The sequence below is a fragment of the Dialister sp. genome, assembly GCF_047832375.1.
Lineage (GTDB): Bacteria > Bacillota > Negativicutes > Veillonellales > Dialisteraceae > Dialister.
In genome coordinates this window covers 100,859-116,361 of sequence record NZ_CP181256.1, presented here as the reverse complement: position 1 = coordinate 116,361, position 15,503 = coordinate 100,859, and the positions used below count along the sequence as shown (strand labels likewise).

The following is a 15,503-nucleotide window of genomic DNA, read 5'->3' as shown; positions in this document are numbered from 1 at the left end:
TTCCAGATTCGGAGAAAAATTTCTCCATTCATGGCAAATGTAGCAATTCTTAGAGTTAGAGTTACTTTGCATGCTCGCTCCGTTCAAGCGGACGGGGATCAGGAAAGATGTGTTTAGCGGCGAAGCCGCCGAATACCATAAATCGTGCCGCTCTATAATTTGAAGCGGCACACCACCACTCCTCACTTCTCACTTTTCCCAAGTCAAAAGCCCCTTGAATGAGTTCAAGGGGCTTTTAGCAGCAATATCATTCCTTCAGTTTAATGACCACATAGCGGTGCGGTGCTTCGCCTTCACTTTCCGTAGTCACGGCGCCGTCGTCCTGGAGAGCCAGGTGGATGATCCGCCGTTCGCCGGCTGCCATGGGTTCCAGGCGGACTTCTTCGCCCGTCCGTTTTACCTTGGCCGCCAGTCTCCTGGCCAGGGCTTCCAGGGTATCCTTACGGCGTTCCCTGTAGTTTTCCACGTCCAGGAGGACGAAATAGTGATGGTGGAATTCCTTGCCGGCTGCCAGGTTTGTCAGGTACTGGAGGGCATCCAGGGTCTGTCCATGCTTGCCGATGAGAATACCAAGGCCCTCACCGTGCAGGTTGAAGAGGATCCGTTCTTCGTTCATCATCCGTTCCATGGTCACATCGAGGTGCATGCCATGGAAGACGCTTTCCAGGAACTTTCTGGCTTCTTCCGCCGTCTTTTCCTGTTCTTCCGGATTGAAGACGAAATCTTCCGATTTTCTTCTGCCCTTTTCTTCCGGAGCGGCGGCCGGTTCTTCCGGTTTTTCTTCTGCGGCTTTGGATTCTTCCGGTTTCGGTTCTTCCTGTTTTGGCTCTTCCGCCGGCTTTTCTTCCGGTGCTGCCTTCGGTTCTTCCACCGTTTTTTCTTCTTCCGCAGGAGTTTCCGGTGTTTTTTCTTCCTCTTTGGCCGGTTCTTCATCGGGGGCGGAAATATCTACCACCGCCAGCTTTTTGTGAATCAGGCCGAACAGGCCGCTGGATGGCTGTTCCACAACATGAACGACAGCTTCTTCGCGGCTGATGCCCAGCTGTTTCAGACCTTCTTCTACGGCTGCATCAATAGTCTTTGCTGTGATTCTCACTGTTTTCATTTTGTTTCTTCAGCCTCCCCGGAATCTTTACTTTCTTTTGTATCAGAAGGTGCTTTTCTGGAAGCCCCTTCTTTTTCAGGAGCATCTGCCTTTTTTACAGGGTTCTCCTGCTTTTCTTCTTTCTTTTCAGGAGAAGCAGGAGCTTTGTCTGCAGATTCTTCTTTATTTTCTTTTTTCTCCGCTGTTTCAGCGTTATCTTTCTTCTTGACCACTTTCTTGATAATCCTCTTACGGATGACCTTTTTCTTTTTGGTGGTCTTCAGGTTTTCCTGCTGCACGTCGCCATGGACGGTGACTACGCCTTTCTTGGGAGCGCCGCCTTTGAAGCGGTCCACCATTTCCTCACGGAACATGATGGTCTGCTGTACGAGCTGGTACAGGTTCACCACAATCCAGTAAATGACAAGGCCGCTTGGGAAATTGAGGGACATCCAGCCAATCATGAGCGGCATCACGATGAGCATGGTCTTCTGGTTCCCCGGTGCGTCTTTCGGCGTTGTCTGCCAGGAAATAATGAATGTGGATGCGGCGGAAAGGATAGGCAGGATATAGGTGCTGTCCGGTACAGCCAGACTTTCCAGCCACAGGAAACTTTCATGGGCCGGATCATAGGGGAATCCCTGGAGGGCATAGTAAATGGACACCAGGAATGGCATCTGGATCAGGAGGGGCAGGCAGCCGGAGGCCGGATTGGCTCCGTGTTCCTTGTAGAGCTTGCTCATCTCTTCCCGAAGCTTCTTCGGGTCATTCTTGTACTTTTTCTGGATCTGCTGCATGAGGGGCTGGATTTCCTGCATGGCCTTCATGGATTTGATCTGTTTCACAGCCAGCGGAAGCAGCGCGGTCTTAATGATAATGGTCAGTACGATGATGGCGATCCCGTAGCTTGGGAACCCCAGGTCATCGGTCAGTTTGTAGGCATATTCCAGGCACACGCGCATAATGTCTGCCAGGAATCCCACCAGATTGCTCAAAAGGGGAATCTGAAAATCACTCATTGTTACTCCTTACACGGTCTTCATTTCAACCGTCCAATACGGGCCTCTGCATTTCAAGGCGCCGGTGAGTTTTGGGACAAGGCGGACAGGCCGCCATGGGTACATGATGTTATGGATACGGAAATACTGCCGTAGTAGCCAGGAAATCGGAAATGCCGTTTCCTTTGTAAAAAAAAGCACCGGCTCAGTGACACCGGTCAGTGCTTCCTTGTGAAGAATCAAAAAAGCAGCCACATCACGGTAAGGGATCATAGCCGCCTTTGCAAAATGGATTGCAACGGATAATCCGCTTTACTGCGAGCCAGCTGCCTTTGAGGGCACCATATTTTTCTATCGCCTGCAGGGCGTACTCGCTGCAGGTCGGTGTAAACCGGCAGCACGGCGGCTTTAAAGGGGAAATGAATGACCTGTAAAAACGGATCATTCCGATGAGTACAGTTTTCATATTACTGCTCCAGTATCCCGGCCTTCCGCCATAACGCCAGTATCGCTTTTTCCGCTTCCCTGTAGCTTGCCCCTGTCAGAAAGGGGCTGGCCAGCAGGACTGCTTCATGGTGAGGAGAAAGTTCATGCCGATGGAGGCGGTAAACCTCCTTCATCAGCCGTTTCGCCCGGTTCCGGGCAAAGGCATGACCAATCTTCTTCGTCGCCACAAAGCCGATACGGACATCACTCTTCCTGGATTTCACCAGGTAAAAAAGTCCTGCCCGATTGCTGAATCGCTTTCCCTGGCGATAAATTCTTCGGTAATCCCTGTTCTGTCGTATACGGGAAGAGCGGGGAAGACTGAAATCCGCCCTTTCCTTTTCCTCTGAATCAGGCACTTAATACCTTTCTGCCCTTTGCTCTTCTTCTCTTCAGAACAATGCGGCCTGCTTTTGTCTTCATACGAGCGCGGAATCCGTGGGTCTGTTTTCTCCAGTGATTGTTCGGCTGGAATGTCATTTTTGCCATGTATAACACCTCCTTACATGCTGGCAGTGCCATTTTTCGCACACCATAACAGAATAATTATATCCAAGTCCGCAAAGCCTGTCAATGAAATTTCCTTGACAAAATAGTGGTGAATAGCTTTCGTGCACACGCTCACGTAAAAGCCTCCGGCTATTAGCTAGGAGTTAGGAATGAGGAGTGAGGAGTGAGGAGTGAGGAGTGAGGAGTGAGGAGTGAGGAGTGAGGAGTGAGGAGTGAGGAGTGAGGAGTGAGGAGTGAGGAGTGGATGTGGCGGCGCACAATTCATAGAGCGCCGCAGATTATATATTTGGCTGCTATGCCGCTAATCCTATCTAGATTCTGACCGTCTGATGTCTGGAGTCTGGAGTCTCCACTATCCTTACACATGCAGCCCCTTAGAGAAGGAGCGCGCCAAAGGCGGAGGATGGATGCGGCAAAGCTGCTGAATAAAAAATCGTGCCGCCCTATAATTTTAAGCGGCACACCTTCACTCCTAACTCCTCACTCCTCACTTTTTCAGCCCCTTTGCCCAAAGCATTAAGGAGTTACTTCTCAGCCGCTTGCATCCTTCCCTCTCGTCTCCCAGAGAAGCATAACACTGCCCAGGACGATGACGGCCCCGCCGATCCAGGAGTATACAGTCAGCTTTTCTCCCCACAGGGCCCAGCCTGCCAGGATATGGAAAAGGAGACCCGTATACATGGCAAAGGTCACAATCACCGGCGGTATGTGGGTACATCCCCAGGTGAGGGCCACCTGGGCAAAGAGGGCGGAGAAGGAGAGCAGGAGAATCCATGCCCAGTCCCCTCCCAGGGGCATCACCATATGGCCTGTCATGAGCAGTGCGCCGCCTGCCATGGAGTAGACCTGGAAGTAGAAAACGAGCTCCGCCCCGGAATGGCCCCCTTTTTCCGTGAGTTTCCCGATGCAGGTGTAAGCGCAGGCGCTGCAGAAGGAAGAAATGACCCCCAGCACCGCATAGCCGTTGAAGGCCTGGAAATTCCAGATGCGGAGGACAATGGCCGCCCCGGCGGCAATGACAAAGAGCCAGATGATCACTTTCCCCGGAAGCCTGGTCTTCAGGAAAATGGGTGACAGGATACACATGAAGAAAGCAGAGAGCTGGACCAGGATCTCTGCATCTCCCAGCGTCAGGCCCGGGAGGCTGTAGAAGAAAAGAAGGATGCCGAAGGCTCCCATAAGCCCCCGGAGATGGAGGAGCCCCCTGTCTTTTCCTGAGAACAGGGGCATCCCTTCTCCCCTGGCAATGAGGGGAATGAAAAGGAGCCCTGCCAGTCCCCGGATAAAGGTAATCTCCCCCATCCCCAGATGGCCGAGAGCCTTGGCACTCACATCCATGGCCGTAAAGAGAAGGGCCGCCAGTATGGAAGCGAGGATTCCCGCCGTCATCTGTCCTTTCACAGGCTCTCCTTTCTCCGCTGTGCGGTAAAAATAAAGACAGCAGAAGGGGAATCCCTTCTGCCCGTCTTCTGCAGTAATCGCCTTATATCTTACAGCTTGTTCACTATTTCCAGTGCCCAGGCCCCAGCCTTTTTGAAATCTTCCTCGTCAGGATGCTTTTCTGCTTCCTGGAGGCGGGCCAGCCGTTCCGGTGTCATGGGATGCACTTTCTGTGCATGTTCATTTCTTTTCCCCACGTGGAATGAATGGACCCGGCCCTGGCAGATAAAAGTACCAGCACAGGTGCTGTCATCCGGCAGGAGGGCTGCCGCATTTTCCAGATAATCATGGGCTGCCGGAGAATCAGGGTAAGTACCGGCGGTGCCAAAAATGGCCACTTTTTTACCGTGGATGGAAGAGAGGGTCCTCCTTGCCACCATGTCGGCGCCCCTGCGGAATGCCCAGAATCCCACAAAAATCATATCATACCCGGAAAAATCGGAGATTCTTCCCTCTTCTCCGATTTCCTTTTCACCCGGAAGGGCATCATAAATTGCTTCCGCCAGGGCCTTCGTATTTCCCGTACGGCTGGACCAGAGTACCAATGATTTCATAGCTGTTCCTCCTCATATGAACAAGACTATTACATAAACAGACTTCTATATGATACTATCGAATTCGTAATCTGTCAAAAAAGCCACCTCCTTCGAACATGACCGATGAAAGGTGGCTGAGGGGAAATGGCCTTTGGCCAATGTGGCTCAAGGGTAACAGGCTTCGCCCGAGGGGAAGGTGTGCCGCCTGAAATGATAGAGCGGCACGATTTCTTATCCGGCGGCTTCGCCGCTGAATTCCCACTCATCAATTTCCGTCATTTCGATGAGACTACCCCTAAACACGTGCCCCCTTGGAGAAGGGGGCAGGCCAAAGGCCAGGGGATGGATGCCCCGCAGGGGCAGAAGCTGCGAATCAGGTGAATTCCTCTGATATAGAGGACACATTAAATTCTCTCATTCAGTCACGTACCTTTACACTGCATCCATCCTCCGCCTTTGGCGCGCCCCTTCTCCAAGGGGCTGCATGATTAGGGTTATATATAATTTGCGGCGCTATATAATTTGTGCGCCGCACCTCCATTCCTAATTCCTAATTCCTAATTACTTCGCGTCACTGCCCGGCAGCGCCTATTTCTTCTCCTCCAGCCAGAATCCTTTCTGCAGGGCCTTTTTCCCGAACCGGGCCTGGATCTCATCCATGGCTTTCGCTGCACGGTTTCTCTTTTCCCGTTCATCGGAGAAGAGGGAATCCATGTATATAGGAGGTCCCAGGTTGGAAGCGGTGACACCGATGAGCCGGACTCCCTCCTGGAGGGGCACCTTTTTCAAAAGGGATCGGGCACTCCGGTCGATATCTTCCTGGAGGCTCGTACCTTCTTCCAATGACAGGGACCGGGTCACCGTGCGGAAGGAGGCAAAGCGGATTTTCAGGGAAATGGTCCTGGCGATAAGCCCGTGACGGCGGAGCCTCTGGGCCACCACGTCGCTGTGAATTGCGATTTCCCGTTCCATCACGGCGGGATCGGTAATATCCTTTTCATAGGTAGATTCATCGCCGATGGATTTGATTTCCCTTGTTCCCACCACCGGGCGGTCATCGAGGCCGAAGGAGAGCCGCTTCAGCAGGGCCCCCTGATTGCCAAGGAACGAAAGGTCTGCCGCCTGGGCCTTTTGGATATCTCCAATGGTCCGAAAGCCCGCTTCCAGAAGCTTTGCTTCCGTCACCTTCCCCACGCCCCACAGCCGACGAACCGGCAGGGGCGCCAGGATTTCCTTTTCCTTCCCATAGGGAATAATAAAAAGGCCGTCGGGCTTATCCATGTCGCTGGCCATTTTTGCCAGGAATTTGTTGGGTCCGATACCCACAGATGCTACGAGGGCTGTTTTTTGGTAAATTTCCGCCTTAATGGCCCTTCCTATGGCCCCCAGCGTGGGAAAATGGGTACCCATACCGGAAATATCAAGAAACGCTTCATCCAGGGAAATAGGTTCATAGGTATCGGCATAGTGAAGCATGATTTCATGGATTCGATCCGATGCCTCTTTGTAAGCATCAAAACGGGGCGGCAGGAATATGCCCTGGGGGCAGAGCTCCCTGGCTTTGGATCCGGGCATGGCTGAATGGACACCAAAGCGGCGGGCTTCATAGGACGCCGTAGCCACGACGCCCCGCTTTCCCTGTCCTCCCACGATGACCGGCTTTCCCCTGAGTTCCGGATGGTCCCGCTGCTCCACGGACGCAAAAAAAGCATCCATGTCCACATGCATAATCCATCGTCTCATGGTCCACCTCCTTTTCTTCATCATAGGAAATAAAGGAATCCCCGTCAAGCGATGAAGCGCCTGCGGTTTTATATAAAGAGGCAGGGAAGCGCCGGATCGGCAGCTTTACCCGCGATGCCATATCCCATTAGACTCTCTACCGCTCCTACACTATAATAGGAGTATAAAATGAAGAAAGAGGTGTCTTTTATGGTCAATAAAGAAAGAATGAAAAAAACGTTCACGGACCTCGTAAAAATATATGCCCCCAGCAAGGGAGAGCGCCAGGTCTGCGACTACCTGAAGCAGGAGCTCCGAAAGCTGGGGGCTTCCCGGATTGTGGAAGACAACGGAGGCTCCATTAACGGGGGCAGCTCAGGAAACCTGATTGCCACATTCAATGGCAATGCGGAGGGCCTGCCTTCCATCGCCCTGACGGGACACATGGACTGCGTGGAATGCTGCAAAAACATTGAGCCCGTCCTGGAAAACGGCGTCTTCCGTTCCAAAGGGAACACCATCCTCGGCGGCGATGACAAGGCTGGCGTCACGGCCATTCTGGAAGGGCTCCACCTCATGAAAGAATCCTACATTCCCCATGGAAAAATCACGGTCATCTTCACGGTGCAGGAAGAAATCGGCCTTTTCGGTTCCCGGAACCTGGAAGAGGAATACGCAAAGGATATTGACTTCGGTTACACCCTGGACGCCGATGGCCCGGCGGGGTCCGTCTTCATTGCAGGACCCTCGGAATATACGGTAGACTTTATCTGCCACGGTGTGGCCGCCCATGCGGGCATGTGCCCGGAAAAGGGAACCAGCGCCATTGCCATGGCAGCCCTGGGCATTGCGGGCTCCCCAAATGGGCGGATTGATGAGGAAACCACCTGCAACCTGGGCACCATCGAGGGTGGCACGGCAGTAAACATTGTCCCCGATTACTGTGCTGTCCACGGAGAAGCAAGGAGCCGGAGCAAGGAAAAGCTGGAAAAGGTAGTGGCCGCCATGGAAGATTCCTTCCGGAAGGCTGCAGAAAAATTCCCGGAGGGCCATCTGGAAATCAAAAAAGAAAAGGCCTATGATGCCTTCACCGTCAAAGAGTCGGACCCGGTACTCCGTCTGTTTAAAAGTGCCTGTGATGCCGCCGGTTTTACCATGAAGGCCGCTCCTTCCGGCGGTGGCAGTGATGCCAACTGGTTCGGCACCAAAGGTTTCCCCTCTGTCCTCGTAGGCGTAGGTATGGCCGACTTCCATACCAATAAGGAAAACCTGAAGGAACAGGACCTCTACGATGCGGGGGAACTGGTATATCGGATTATCGAAGCAGAGAGTCATTTCAACCATTAAGAATTGGCCGAAGGCTCCCTCAGCAGGTAAACCTTCCGGCTTCCGGTTCGATGCCCGATCCTATCCATACCGCCTGATATCAGAAGAATGCAATAAAAAAACGCCTTTCGGCGTTTTTTTATTGCGTTCCTCAGTTTCCGAACTCATCCTTGCCATTCTGGGCAGGCGGCGTTTTCACGTACTTGATCTGTTCGCACACACACTTGTCCTTCATTTTGTAGAGTTCCGGAATGAATTCCATGATCCGGTTGAAGGTATCATCGTTGATGGAATACTTGGTCCAGAGTCCTTCCCTCCGGGCATTGACCACCTTCGCTTCAATGAGGATCTTCATGTGATAGGAGAGCGTGGACTGGGACAGGGTGAAATTGGACAGAATATCACAGGCTGACATTTCACGGCAGGACAGCATATCCACCACCCGAAGGCGGGTCTCATCGGACAGCGCCTTAAAAATGGTAGCAAACTCTTTATAACTCGGTTGAAAATCCATAACAAACCCCTTTTCTGAATATATCTTGTATGACACAGACGATATAGATTTCTGGGCTGATGATACGGGCGTGGTATCATCGACACATTTAAATCTATTTTTGTCTATTTTAAACCACATCGTTTTTCTTGTCAAACGGAAAATAAGGAATTCCCCATTTCGCCGTACAGAAAGGGAAAAATGACCGGAAAAAAGCAGGAGGAGTAGTGGCATGCCGCTTAAAATAACAGGGCGGCACGATTTTATATCCACCGGCGAAGCCGCAAGCTTCCACCGCCAGTGGTGGAAAATGGCTCAGCCGCTTATCCGCCAAATACATAATCCGCGGCGTCCTATGATCCTGATGCGCCGCCCCCACTTCTCACTCCGCCGCCTCTTTTCCTTACACCATCCACAGTACCAGTCCCGCCAATACGCCTATCGCATATCCTGCGGCCACATCCGTCGGATAATGGACTCCCCCTGCCACGCGGATGGCTGCCCCCAGGAGGCTGACTGCCAGTAAAAGAATTCCTAACGGTGGAAAAACATAGAGCCAGGCCATGGAAATGACGGCCTCCGAGAACACATGGCGGCTGGGCATGGATTCCCCCTTCTTGTCCTTAGCTATAAGTGGATGGATATCCCAGGCCTCATAGGGCCTCTTCCGGTTGATTCCTTTCCGTACCAGGGAAACCAGGATAAAAGAGATTCCCGGCACAAGGACCAGCTTCATGAGCACCGGGGAGAAAAGGTCCCCCTGCTCACGGTAAGTCCAAAGCAGCAGAATAGGATAGGCCAGATACATGAGAACCACCAGCCCATGGTTCAGGAGATTGAGCAGTTTCACCCGCTTCGGGTTTCCCTCAAAGGGAGCAGATACTTTTTCATACCATTCTTTATAATCGGCCATCAGGTTCCTCCTTCAGTGATACAGACAATTCCTTTCTATTATATACGAAAGGCCCTGTTTTCGCTCTTCCTGTCTGCTGCGGATCCTGTTAATCATTTTTTAGCCATCAGACAGATGGCCAAAGAGGCAGCAAAAAAGCCTGCCCGCCGGCAGGCTCTTTTACTGTGGGTTTCTACATGGGAAGAAATATCATAAATTACATGCCGCCCAGCATGAAGTAACGGACTTCGATGTAAATGCTGGTTACAATCAGGGACATGATCATCAGCGGGAAGCACCATTTCATGAAGGTGCCGAAGGAAATATTGTGACCTTCCTTAGCTGCAATAGCCACCATGATGACGTTAGGAGAAGCACCGATCATGGTACCGTTGCCGCCGAAGCAGGCACCGGTAGCCAGGGCCCACCACATGTAGTCTGCATGGGGCAGGTTCATGAGAGCCTGCATATCCTTGATCAGAGGAATCATGGTAGCGGTGAAGGGAATGTTATCAATGAATGCGGAAGCAATACCGGAGAGCCACAGAATCATGTAGGTAATGAGGTGGTTGTCCCCGTTTGCCAGAGCCACACCCCAGGAAGCGATAGCCGTGATGACGCCGGCATTTTCCATGCCGCCGACCAGGATGAACAGGCCCATGAAGAAGAACAGGGTATCCAGATCCACTTCCTTCATGGCATCTTCCGGGTTAATATGGCAGGCCAGCATGGCAACGACGCCGCCGGTCATGGCAATGGTTGCGGACTGGAGTCCGAAACGGGAATGGAGAACGAAGCCTACGATGGTGAGGCCCAGCACAATCAGGGACCGTTTGAAGATCATCTTATCTTCTACGGCGGACATGATATCAATGGCATCGATCTGTTCCTTCGGAAGGTGTCCATGGGGCAGTTCTTTCCGGAAGATGAAGAGGATACCGATGAGGGTAGCCACGATGGTAATGACAACTACCGGCGCCAGGTTAATGAGGAAATCGTTGAAATCCAGATGGGTAGCAGAACCGATCATAACGTTTGGCGGGTTGCCGATCATGAGGGCCGTACCACCGACGTTGCACATGAGGATTTCAGAAACCAGGACCGGTACCGGGGAAATCTTCAGCATACGGCAGAGGGAAATGGTCATCGGAGCAATGAGGAGCGCTGCGGTAACCGAATCGATGAGGGAAGCACCAACGGCAGTGACGCAGGAGAGAAGCACCAGCAACTCCCTTGGTGACCCCTTGGATTTCTTCATGGCCCATAAGGCGAGGACACGGAAGAAACCGGACTTCTTAACCACGGAAATCAGAATCATCATGCCTGCCAGAAGGCCAAGGGTGTTCCAGTCAATGAACCGGGTAAAGGCCTCTGTCTGGGTGACGTACCCGCCATAGATCATTGCGCCGCCGCCAACCAGAGCGCAAATGGTTCTCGGGAATTTTTCAGACATGATTGCCACATAGGTAAGGCAGAAGATAATGACGGCTAGATAGAATTGAAATGTAGTCATGAAATACCTGAACTCCTCTCACTGCCCTGAAAAGGGTCGTAGATTTTCACCGCATCCATTCCTGTTCCTTCGGCCCTTCCATTCCGAAACTGCAGAACATTCCTTTCATGCCGGTGAAAGAAACACCACATTGCTTGATAGTTTTATTCTAGCACAATGCATGGTAGAAATAAATAATACATACCGCAGAATGCGCAAATTGAACTATAGAATTTAATTCATGATTATCATAAATCATTTCTATTATTTATATTTTGACTTGCAGCAAGCAGCTGAAGGGGCTCGAAGAAATGAGGGGTAACGAGTGAATGGACGGCACACAATTCCTATAGTGCCGTGGAAATTATATATTTTCTTTACTTCCCTATGCTTCAGGAGTGCCAGGCAGTAGAGTCATAGGGCCTGTATACTCCCGAAGGGAAGAGGGAATCTTCACCTTTTCGCAATACCATATTCATCCCAGTGACTCCCCTTCCCCCGTCATCTCGAGCGGTGGTTAGCGCCTGAGTATAGGCATCTGTAAAAATAATATGTGAGAAGGAGTCGAGAGATCTCCTGGATAAATGCCTCTGACGGTGTTCCAACGCTATCACAGATAGAGGAAAGTCTGATATTCCCGAACACGAAAAAAATTTCTCCACTCCCTCTCTCGTCATTTCGAGCGGTGGCAGCATGCCCTGTGACTCCATATGTAAGAACTGATACAGCTTCGATGAGTCGAGAAATCTTTCTTGCATTCGGAAATACAGGGCTTTCAGCAGAATAATAGCGATTGTAATACCCGTCACAGTCATTTTTCAGAAAGATTTCTCGCCTCTCGCTCACATACTATTCTTATGTTTACAGTCGCCTGCGGCTCCCTGTGAATCCAGTTTCCCTGCCACCGGTCGAAATAATGGGATTGCCAGATGTCACCTGGCGGCGAGGCCGCGAGAGCCCAAATCTCAAATCTCAACTCTGTTTCCAAAGGCCTATCCACAACAAAAAGCCTGCAGTCCCTAAGGAGCTGCAGGTTATTTCTCTGGCAGGGGTAGGTGGAGTCGGACCACCGATAACGGAGTCAAAGTCCGTTGCCTTACCGCTTGGCGATACCCCCATATGGAATTCAGGGTAAAAAAAATGGGGCGAGTGGTGGGGCTCGAACCCACGCGTAACGGAGCCACAATCCGCCGTGTTAGCCGCTTCACCACACCCGCCACATATAGGCGTCATATGACCTCGTCATATGACGTTGATTAGTATATCACAGATAGAGGAACGAGTCAAATGGGATTTTAAAGATTTTCAGGCAGATGGGAGTTTCGGTTAAAACAGGCCATAGCCAATTGCAGTTTGTCGAGCTGTTGGGGCTTGGCGGTTGGCATGCTTACGGATAGAGTCACTCGCATGGAGCTCCTGGCTTCTAGCGGCTAGCAGCTAGGAAGGCTGATCCGCCTGCGGCGCTTCCAATGACACCCCTCCACCGCAAGCGGTCCCCCTCCCCTCTAAAGAGGGGAGGTTGGCGTGCATTGGCGGCTTTGCCGCAGTTGGAATCCTAACGACTCTAGCCATAAAACGTGCAATTGACTCTGCAGGAGGCTCCTTCCTTGGGAAGGAGCTGCCCACGGGGCTGAGGATAGCTGATGGGAAATGTTGAAAGCGCCGCAGGCGAATCAGCTTTCCTAGGAGCTAAGAGCTAAAAGCTAGCAGCCCCGTGTGAGTAACTCTACACGCAAGCATGCTAACCGCCAACCCCAACAGCTCGCAATACTGAAATATTCCAATTTCCCATGACACTTCCTGCACTGCTAGGGTATAATAATAATTAAAACCATTATATGCCCTGCCGGCATGAATGGAATCCTATACCACTGAGGTGATTTGTATGGAAAAGAAAGCTTTCCGCCAAAGAACAATTGATGAATTTCTGGATGATTTAGGGAGCAAGTCTGCTGCCCCCGGCGGCGGCGCTGCGGCCGGCCTCCTGGGAGCCCAGGCCTGTGCGCTGGCCGAAATGGTCTGCCAACTGACGGCATCCAATAAGGCCTATGCTGAATTTCATGATAAGGCTAAAGAATATGCCGGCCTCTTCAATATGGCCCGCTCCATCTTCCTGGACCTTATGGATGAAGACGCCCAGAACTTCCTGGACCTCATGGATACACTCCGGGCCATCCGCCATCTTCCCCTGGAAGAACGGCAGGTAAAGCAGGTAGAAGCTTTCAAGAAAGCCATCGAGGCACCCCAGCAGATGGCCCAGACCATGAGCGACCTGCTCCCCAGCTTCACGAACCTGCTTCTTAAAGGAAACAAGAATGCCCTGAGCGATTCCATCATGGCTGCCCAGAGTGCCATCGCCTGCATCCATGCATCCATTATCAATGTAAAGATCAACCTGAAATACATTGATGACGAATTCTATGAACATGAGATGAAGGATACCATTACCACCTGGGAAAACGCGGTTTCCGCCATCGATGCAGTCCTCACATACCAGGTGGACCTGTAATTCCGGATGTTCACGGGAAATAATGGAAACCCATCTTGTAATCCGCCGGCAAAGGAGGTTCCTATGAAAAAAGAAGAGCCCTCTTCCCAGTCATTCAACCGGCAGCTGTTCCGTACCTACGTGGCTTTGGACAACTGGCACAAATTCCGGCTCCGCCTGTTCATAGAAGGTATCTTTGTGGGCATATTGGGCGGCCTTGCCATCAGCCTTTTCCGGTTCCTTCTGGGGAAGGCGGAAGACATCCGCATCTTTGTGTATAATGCCTTTCTTATCCCTGCACTGGAAGGGAAAAACCTTCTGCCCCTGGCAGGCTGGGTTCTGGCGCTGGCCGTTACGGCAGCCGCCATGTATGCCATGTGCCGATATGCTCCCATGGCGTCGGGCTCCGGCATTCCCCAGGTCAAAGGGGTGATTCTGGGCCTCTACAAGATGAAATGGTTCCGCATCCTGTGGGTAAAGATCCTGGCCGGTGCCCTGGGCATCGGCGCCGGGCTCTCCCTGGGCCGGGAAGGTCCTTCCATACAGATCGGTGCCGTAGCGGCCCAGGGCCTGTCCCGTTTCCTGGGACGAACGAGGATGGAAGAGCGGTATCTCATTACCAGCGGCGCCAGCGCCGGGCTGGCAGCCGCCTTCAATGCGCCCCTGGCGGGCATGATGTTTGCCCTGGAAGAGCTGCACCGCAATTTTTCCGGCGCCGTGCTCCTGCCTACTATGACCAGTGCCATTACCGCCACCATTGTGACCCGGTTCTTCTTTGGCAACAGCACCAGCTTCCATTTCATCAATCTGGTCCCCATGCCCACAGAGCATCTGGGGCTGGTGGTGCTCATCGCCATTTCCGCCGGTTTTGCGGGCATTGTCTTTAACTATGGGCTTCTTCATATTGGCAGTTTTTATAACCTCCCGATTTTCAAAAGCCAGTATTATAAGATTCTCTTTGCCCTCCTCGTTTCGGGTATGCTCGGATTTATTCTTCCCCAGGTCCTGGGTGGAGGCAATAAGCTGGTGGACCAGCTGGCTGCCAATCATTACAGCCTGTGGTTCCTCCTCGTTCTCCTGGGAGCGAAGTATATATTTACCCTCATCAGCTACGGCTGCGGCGTGCCGGGGGGCTTCTTCCTGCCCCTTCTCGTTACCGGCGCCCTCCTGGGTTCCGTGGAGGCCAGTGTGCTGGTTTCCCTGGATCTGATCAATGAAGTCTTTACGCCCAATATCATCATCATCGGTATGGTGTCCCTTTTCGCCGCCAGTGTCCGCTCCCCCATCACCGGCACCCTGCTCATTCTGGAGATGACCGGTGATTTCGGCCACCTCATGGCCCTGGCCCTCGGGTCTGCCGTGGCCTATATTACAGCGGAGCTTCTCAAAGGCGAACCGATTTATGATGCGCTCCTGGAAAAATCGCTGGCTTCAAAGCCTGATAAATCCTGTGAAGAGGAAAGAAATATTATCGAAGTGCCCGTAGGAAGCGGCTCCATCCTGGAAGGCCGGAAAATCTCGGAACTGCCTCCCATGAAGCAGACCGTGGTGATTGACCTGAAGCGGCGGGGCGAAAGCATGATACCGGACCCGGATATCAAGCTCCGGGCAGAGGACTTCCTCTACGTCCTTACGGCTTCCAAAAATGCAGAGACCCTGAAGCGGATGGGCGAAGAGCAGGTGCCCCGGGACCATGTGAGGAAGAAGTTTGGCAGATCATAAGGAACGGGCAATGACCTTCGGCCAGGGCTGGTAAAAGGTGACTGAAGGGTAATGTCCTGCGGACAAGGTGGCTAAAGGGTAACGGCCTGCGGCCGAGGGGTTGGTGTGCCGCAACAATTCATACAGCGGCACGATTTATTATTTAACGGCGCAGCCGCAAAATATTATAATTCGCGGCGCTATATATTTTGTGCACCGCACCACCCCCTTAGCCACCCTTTGATTTGAATCAATACATATAGAAAGAGCTTTGGAAAGCGATTCACTTTCCAAAGCTCTTTTTTCATGTTAAGCCAAACAGATCGAACTAAAGA

The 15,503-nt window shown here is 52.1% G+C and carries 15 protein-coding genes and 2 tRNA genes; 3 read left to right on the top strand and 14 right to left on the bottom strand.

All coding sequences use genetic code 11. The features are described 5' to 3' along the window. Window positions 1–247: 247 nt before the first annotated feature. From jag to ACFWUL_RS00430, 8 genes are all read right to left on the bottom strand, one after another. Window positions 248–1,105, bottom strand: a complete 858-nt coding sequence (gene jag, locus ACFWUL_RS00465; protein ID WP_416177470.1) for an RNA-binding cell elongation regulator Jag/EloR — start codon at window positions 1,103–1,105, stop codon at window positions 248–250. Continuing rightward, window positions 1,102–2,103: a membrane protein insertase YidC gene (yidC, locus tag ACFWUL_RS00460; RefSeq protein WP_416177469.1), complete on the bottom strand. Its 1,002-nt coding sequence runs from the start codon at window positions 2,101–2,103 to the stop codon at window positions 1,102–1,104. The genes jag and yidC overlap by 4 nt, the downstream gene beginning before the upstream one ends. A gap of 235 nt (window positions 2,104–2,338) precedes the next feature. After that, window positions 2,339–2,548, bottom strand: coding sequence for a membrane protein insertion efficiency factor YidD (gene yidD / locus ACFWUL_RS00455; protein ID WP_296096294.1), 210 nt, complete (start codon window positions 2,546–2,548; stop codon window positions 2,339–2,341). Between the two features lies 1 nt (window position 2,549). Further along, window positions 2,550–2,927, bottom strand: coding sequence for a ribonuclease P protein component (gene rnpA / locus ACFWUL_RS00450; RefSeq protein ID WP_297022316.1), 378 nt, complete (start codon window positions 2,925–2,927; stop codon window positions 2,550–2,552). After that, window positions 2,920–3,057: a 50S ribosomal protein L34 gene (gene rpmH / locus ACFWUL_RS00445; RefSeq protein WP_008860520.1), complete on the bottom strand. Its 138-nt coding sequence runs from the start codon at window positions 3,055–3,057 to the stop codon at window positions 2,920–2,922. Before rpmH ends, rnpA begins: the two co-directional genes overlap by 8 nt. Before the next feature lie 552 nt (window positions 3,058–3,609). Next, entirely contained in the window at window positions 3,610–4,479 is an 870-nt protein-coding gene (locus ACFWUL_RS00440; protein ID WP_416177468.1) for a DMT family transporter, read from the bottom strand. Window positions 4,480–4,568: 89 nt separating this feature from the next. Continuing rightward, window positions 4,569–5,072, bottom strand: coding sequence for a flavodoxin family protein (locus ACFWUL_RS00435; protein ID WP_416177467.1), 504 nt, complete (start codon window positions 5,070–5,072; stop codon window positions 4,569–4,571). A 570-nt stretch (window positions 5,073–5,642) separates the two neighbouring features. Further along, a complete protein-coding gene (locus ACFWUL_RS00430) occupies window positions 5,643–6,797 on the bottom strand; it encodes a DNA polymerase IV (RefSeq protein WP_416177466.1) in 1,155 nt (384 codons plus the stop codon). Between the two features lie 168 nt (window positions 6,798–6,965). Between ACFWUL_RS00430 and ACFWUL_RS00425 the strand changes: the two genes are divergently transcribed. Continuing rightward, window positions 6,966–8,123: a M20/M25/M40 family metallo-hydrolase gene (locus ACFWUL_RS00425; protein ID WP_416177465.1), complete on the top strand. Its 1,158-nt coding sequence runs from the start codon at window positions 6,966–6,968 to the stop codon at window positions 8,121–8,123. 130 nt (window positions 8,124–8,253) lie between these two features. Here the strand turns inward: ACFWUL_RS00425 and ACFWUL_RS00420 are convergent, their stop codons facing one another. From ACFWUL_RS00420 to ACFWUL_RS00395, 6 genes are all read right to left on the bottom strand, one after another. After that, window positions 8,254–8,616 carry an ArsR/SmtB family transcription factor gene (locus ACFWUL_RS00420; RefSeq protein WP_297022302.1) on the bottom strand — a complete coding sequence of 121 codons (363 nt, stop codon included), beginning with the start codon at window positions 8,614–8,616 and terminating at the stop codon, window positions 8,254–8,256. A 109-nt stretch (window positions 8,617–8,725) separates the two neighbouring features. Further along, entirely contained in the window at window positions 8,726–8,935 is a 210-nt protein-coding gene (locus tag ACFWUL_RS00415) for a hypothetical protein (RefSeq protein WP_416177464.1), read from the bottom strand. A 63-nt stretch (window positions 8,936–8,998) separates the two neighbouring features. Beyond that, entirely contained in the window at window positions 8,999–9,508 is a 510-nt protein-coding gene (locus ACFWUL_RS00410; protein WP_297022298.1) for a phosphatase PAP2 family protein, read from the bottom strand. Window positions 9,509–9,704: 196 nt separating this feature from the next. Next, a complete protein-coding gene (locus ACFWUL_RS00405) occupies window positions 9,705–11,000 on the bottom strand; it encodes an ArsB/NhaD family transporter (protein ID WP_297022291.1) in 1,296 nt (431 codons plus the stop codon). A gap of 1,022 nt (window positions 11,001–12,022) precedes the next feature. Beyond that, a tRNA-Gln gene (locus ACFWUL_RS00400) sits at window positions 12,023–12,096 on the bottom strand. 24 nt (window positions 12,097–12,120) lie between these two features. Beyond that, window positions 12,121–12,196: transfer RNA gene (locus tag ACFWUL_RS00395), tRNA-His, on the bottom strand. Window positions 12,197–12,864: 668 nt separating this feature from the next. On the opposite strand from ACFWUL_RS00395, the gene ACFWUL_RS00390 reads away from it, so the two are divergent. After that, a complete protein-coding gene (locus tag ACFWUL_RS00390; protein ID WP_297019296.1) occupies window positions 12,865–13,488 on the top strand; it encodes a cyclodeaminase/cyclohydrolase family protein in 624 nt (207 codons plus the stop codon). A gap of 63 nt (window positions 13,489–13,551) precedes the next feature. Continuing rightward, window positions 13,552–15,189: a ClC family H(+)/Cl(-) exchange transporter gene (locus tag ACFWUL_RS00385; protein ID WP_416177463.1), complete on the top strand. Its 1,638-nt coding sequence runs from the start codon at window positions 13,552–13,554 to the stop codon at window positions 15,187–15,189. Window positions 15,190–15,503: the final 314 nt, after the last annotated feature.

Bases quoted from the DNA above. Each gene is read 5' to 3' on its own strand.
- jag (WP_416177470.1), bottom strand. From the start codon at position 1,105: ATGAAAACAGTGAGAATCACAGCAAAGACTATTGATGCAGCCGTAGAA.
- yidC (WP_416177469.1), bottom strand. From the start codon at position 2,103: ATGAGTGATTTTCAGATTCCCCTTTTGAGCAATCTGGTGGGATTCCTG.
- yidD (WP_296096294.1), bottom strand. From the start codon at position 2,548: ATGAAAACTGTACTCATCGGAATGATCCGTTTTTACAGGTCATTCATT.
- rpmH (WP_008860520.1), bottom strand. From the start codon at position 3,057: ATGGCAAAAATGACATTCCAGCCGAACAATCACTGGAGAAAACAGACC.
- ACFWUL_RS00435 (WP_416177467.1), bottom strand. From the start codon at position 5,072: ATGAAATCATTGGTACTCTGGTCCAGCCGTACGGGAAATACGAAGGCC.
- ACFWUL_RS00430 (WP_416177466.1), bottom strand. From the start codon at position 6,797: ATGAGACGATGGATTATGCATGTGGACATGGATGCTTTTTTTGCGTCC.
- ACFWUL_RS00425 (WP_416177465.1), top strand. From the start codon at position 6,966: ATGAAGAAAGAGGTGTCTTTTATGGTCAATAAAGAAAGAATGAAAAAA.
- ACFWUL_RS00420 (WP_297022302.1), bottom strand. From the start codon at position 8,616: ATGGATTTTCAACCGAGTTATAAAGAGTTTGCTACCATTTTTAAGGCG.
- ACFWUL_RS00415 (WP_416177464.1), bottom strand. From the start codon at position 8,935: ATGTATTTGGCGGATAAGCGGCTGAGCCATTTTCCACCACTGGCGGTG.
- ACFWUL_RS00410 (WP_297022298.1), bottom strand. From the start codon at position 9,508: ATGGCCGATTATAAAGAATGGTATGAAAAAGTATCTGCTCCCTTTGAG.
- ACFWUL_RS00405 (WP_297022291.1), bottom strand. From the start codon at position 11,000: ATGACTACATTTCAATTCTATCTAGCCGTCATTATCTTCTGCCTTACC.
- ACFWUL_RS00390 (WP_297019296.1), top strand. From the start codon at position 12,865: ATGGAAAAGAAAGCTTTCCGCCAAAGAACAATTGATGAATTTCTGGAT.
- ACFWUL_RS00385 (WP_416177463.1), top strand. From the start codon at position 13,552: ATGAAAAAAGAAGAGCCCTCTTCCCAGTCATTCAACCGGCAGCTGTTC.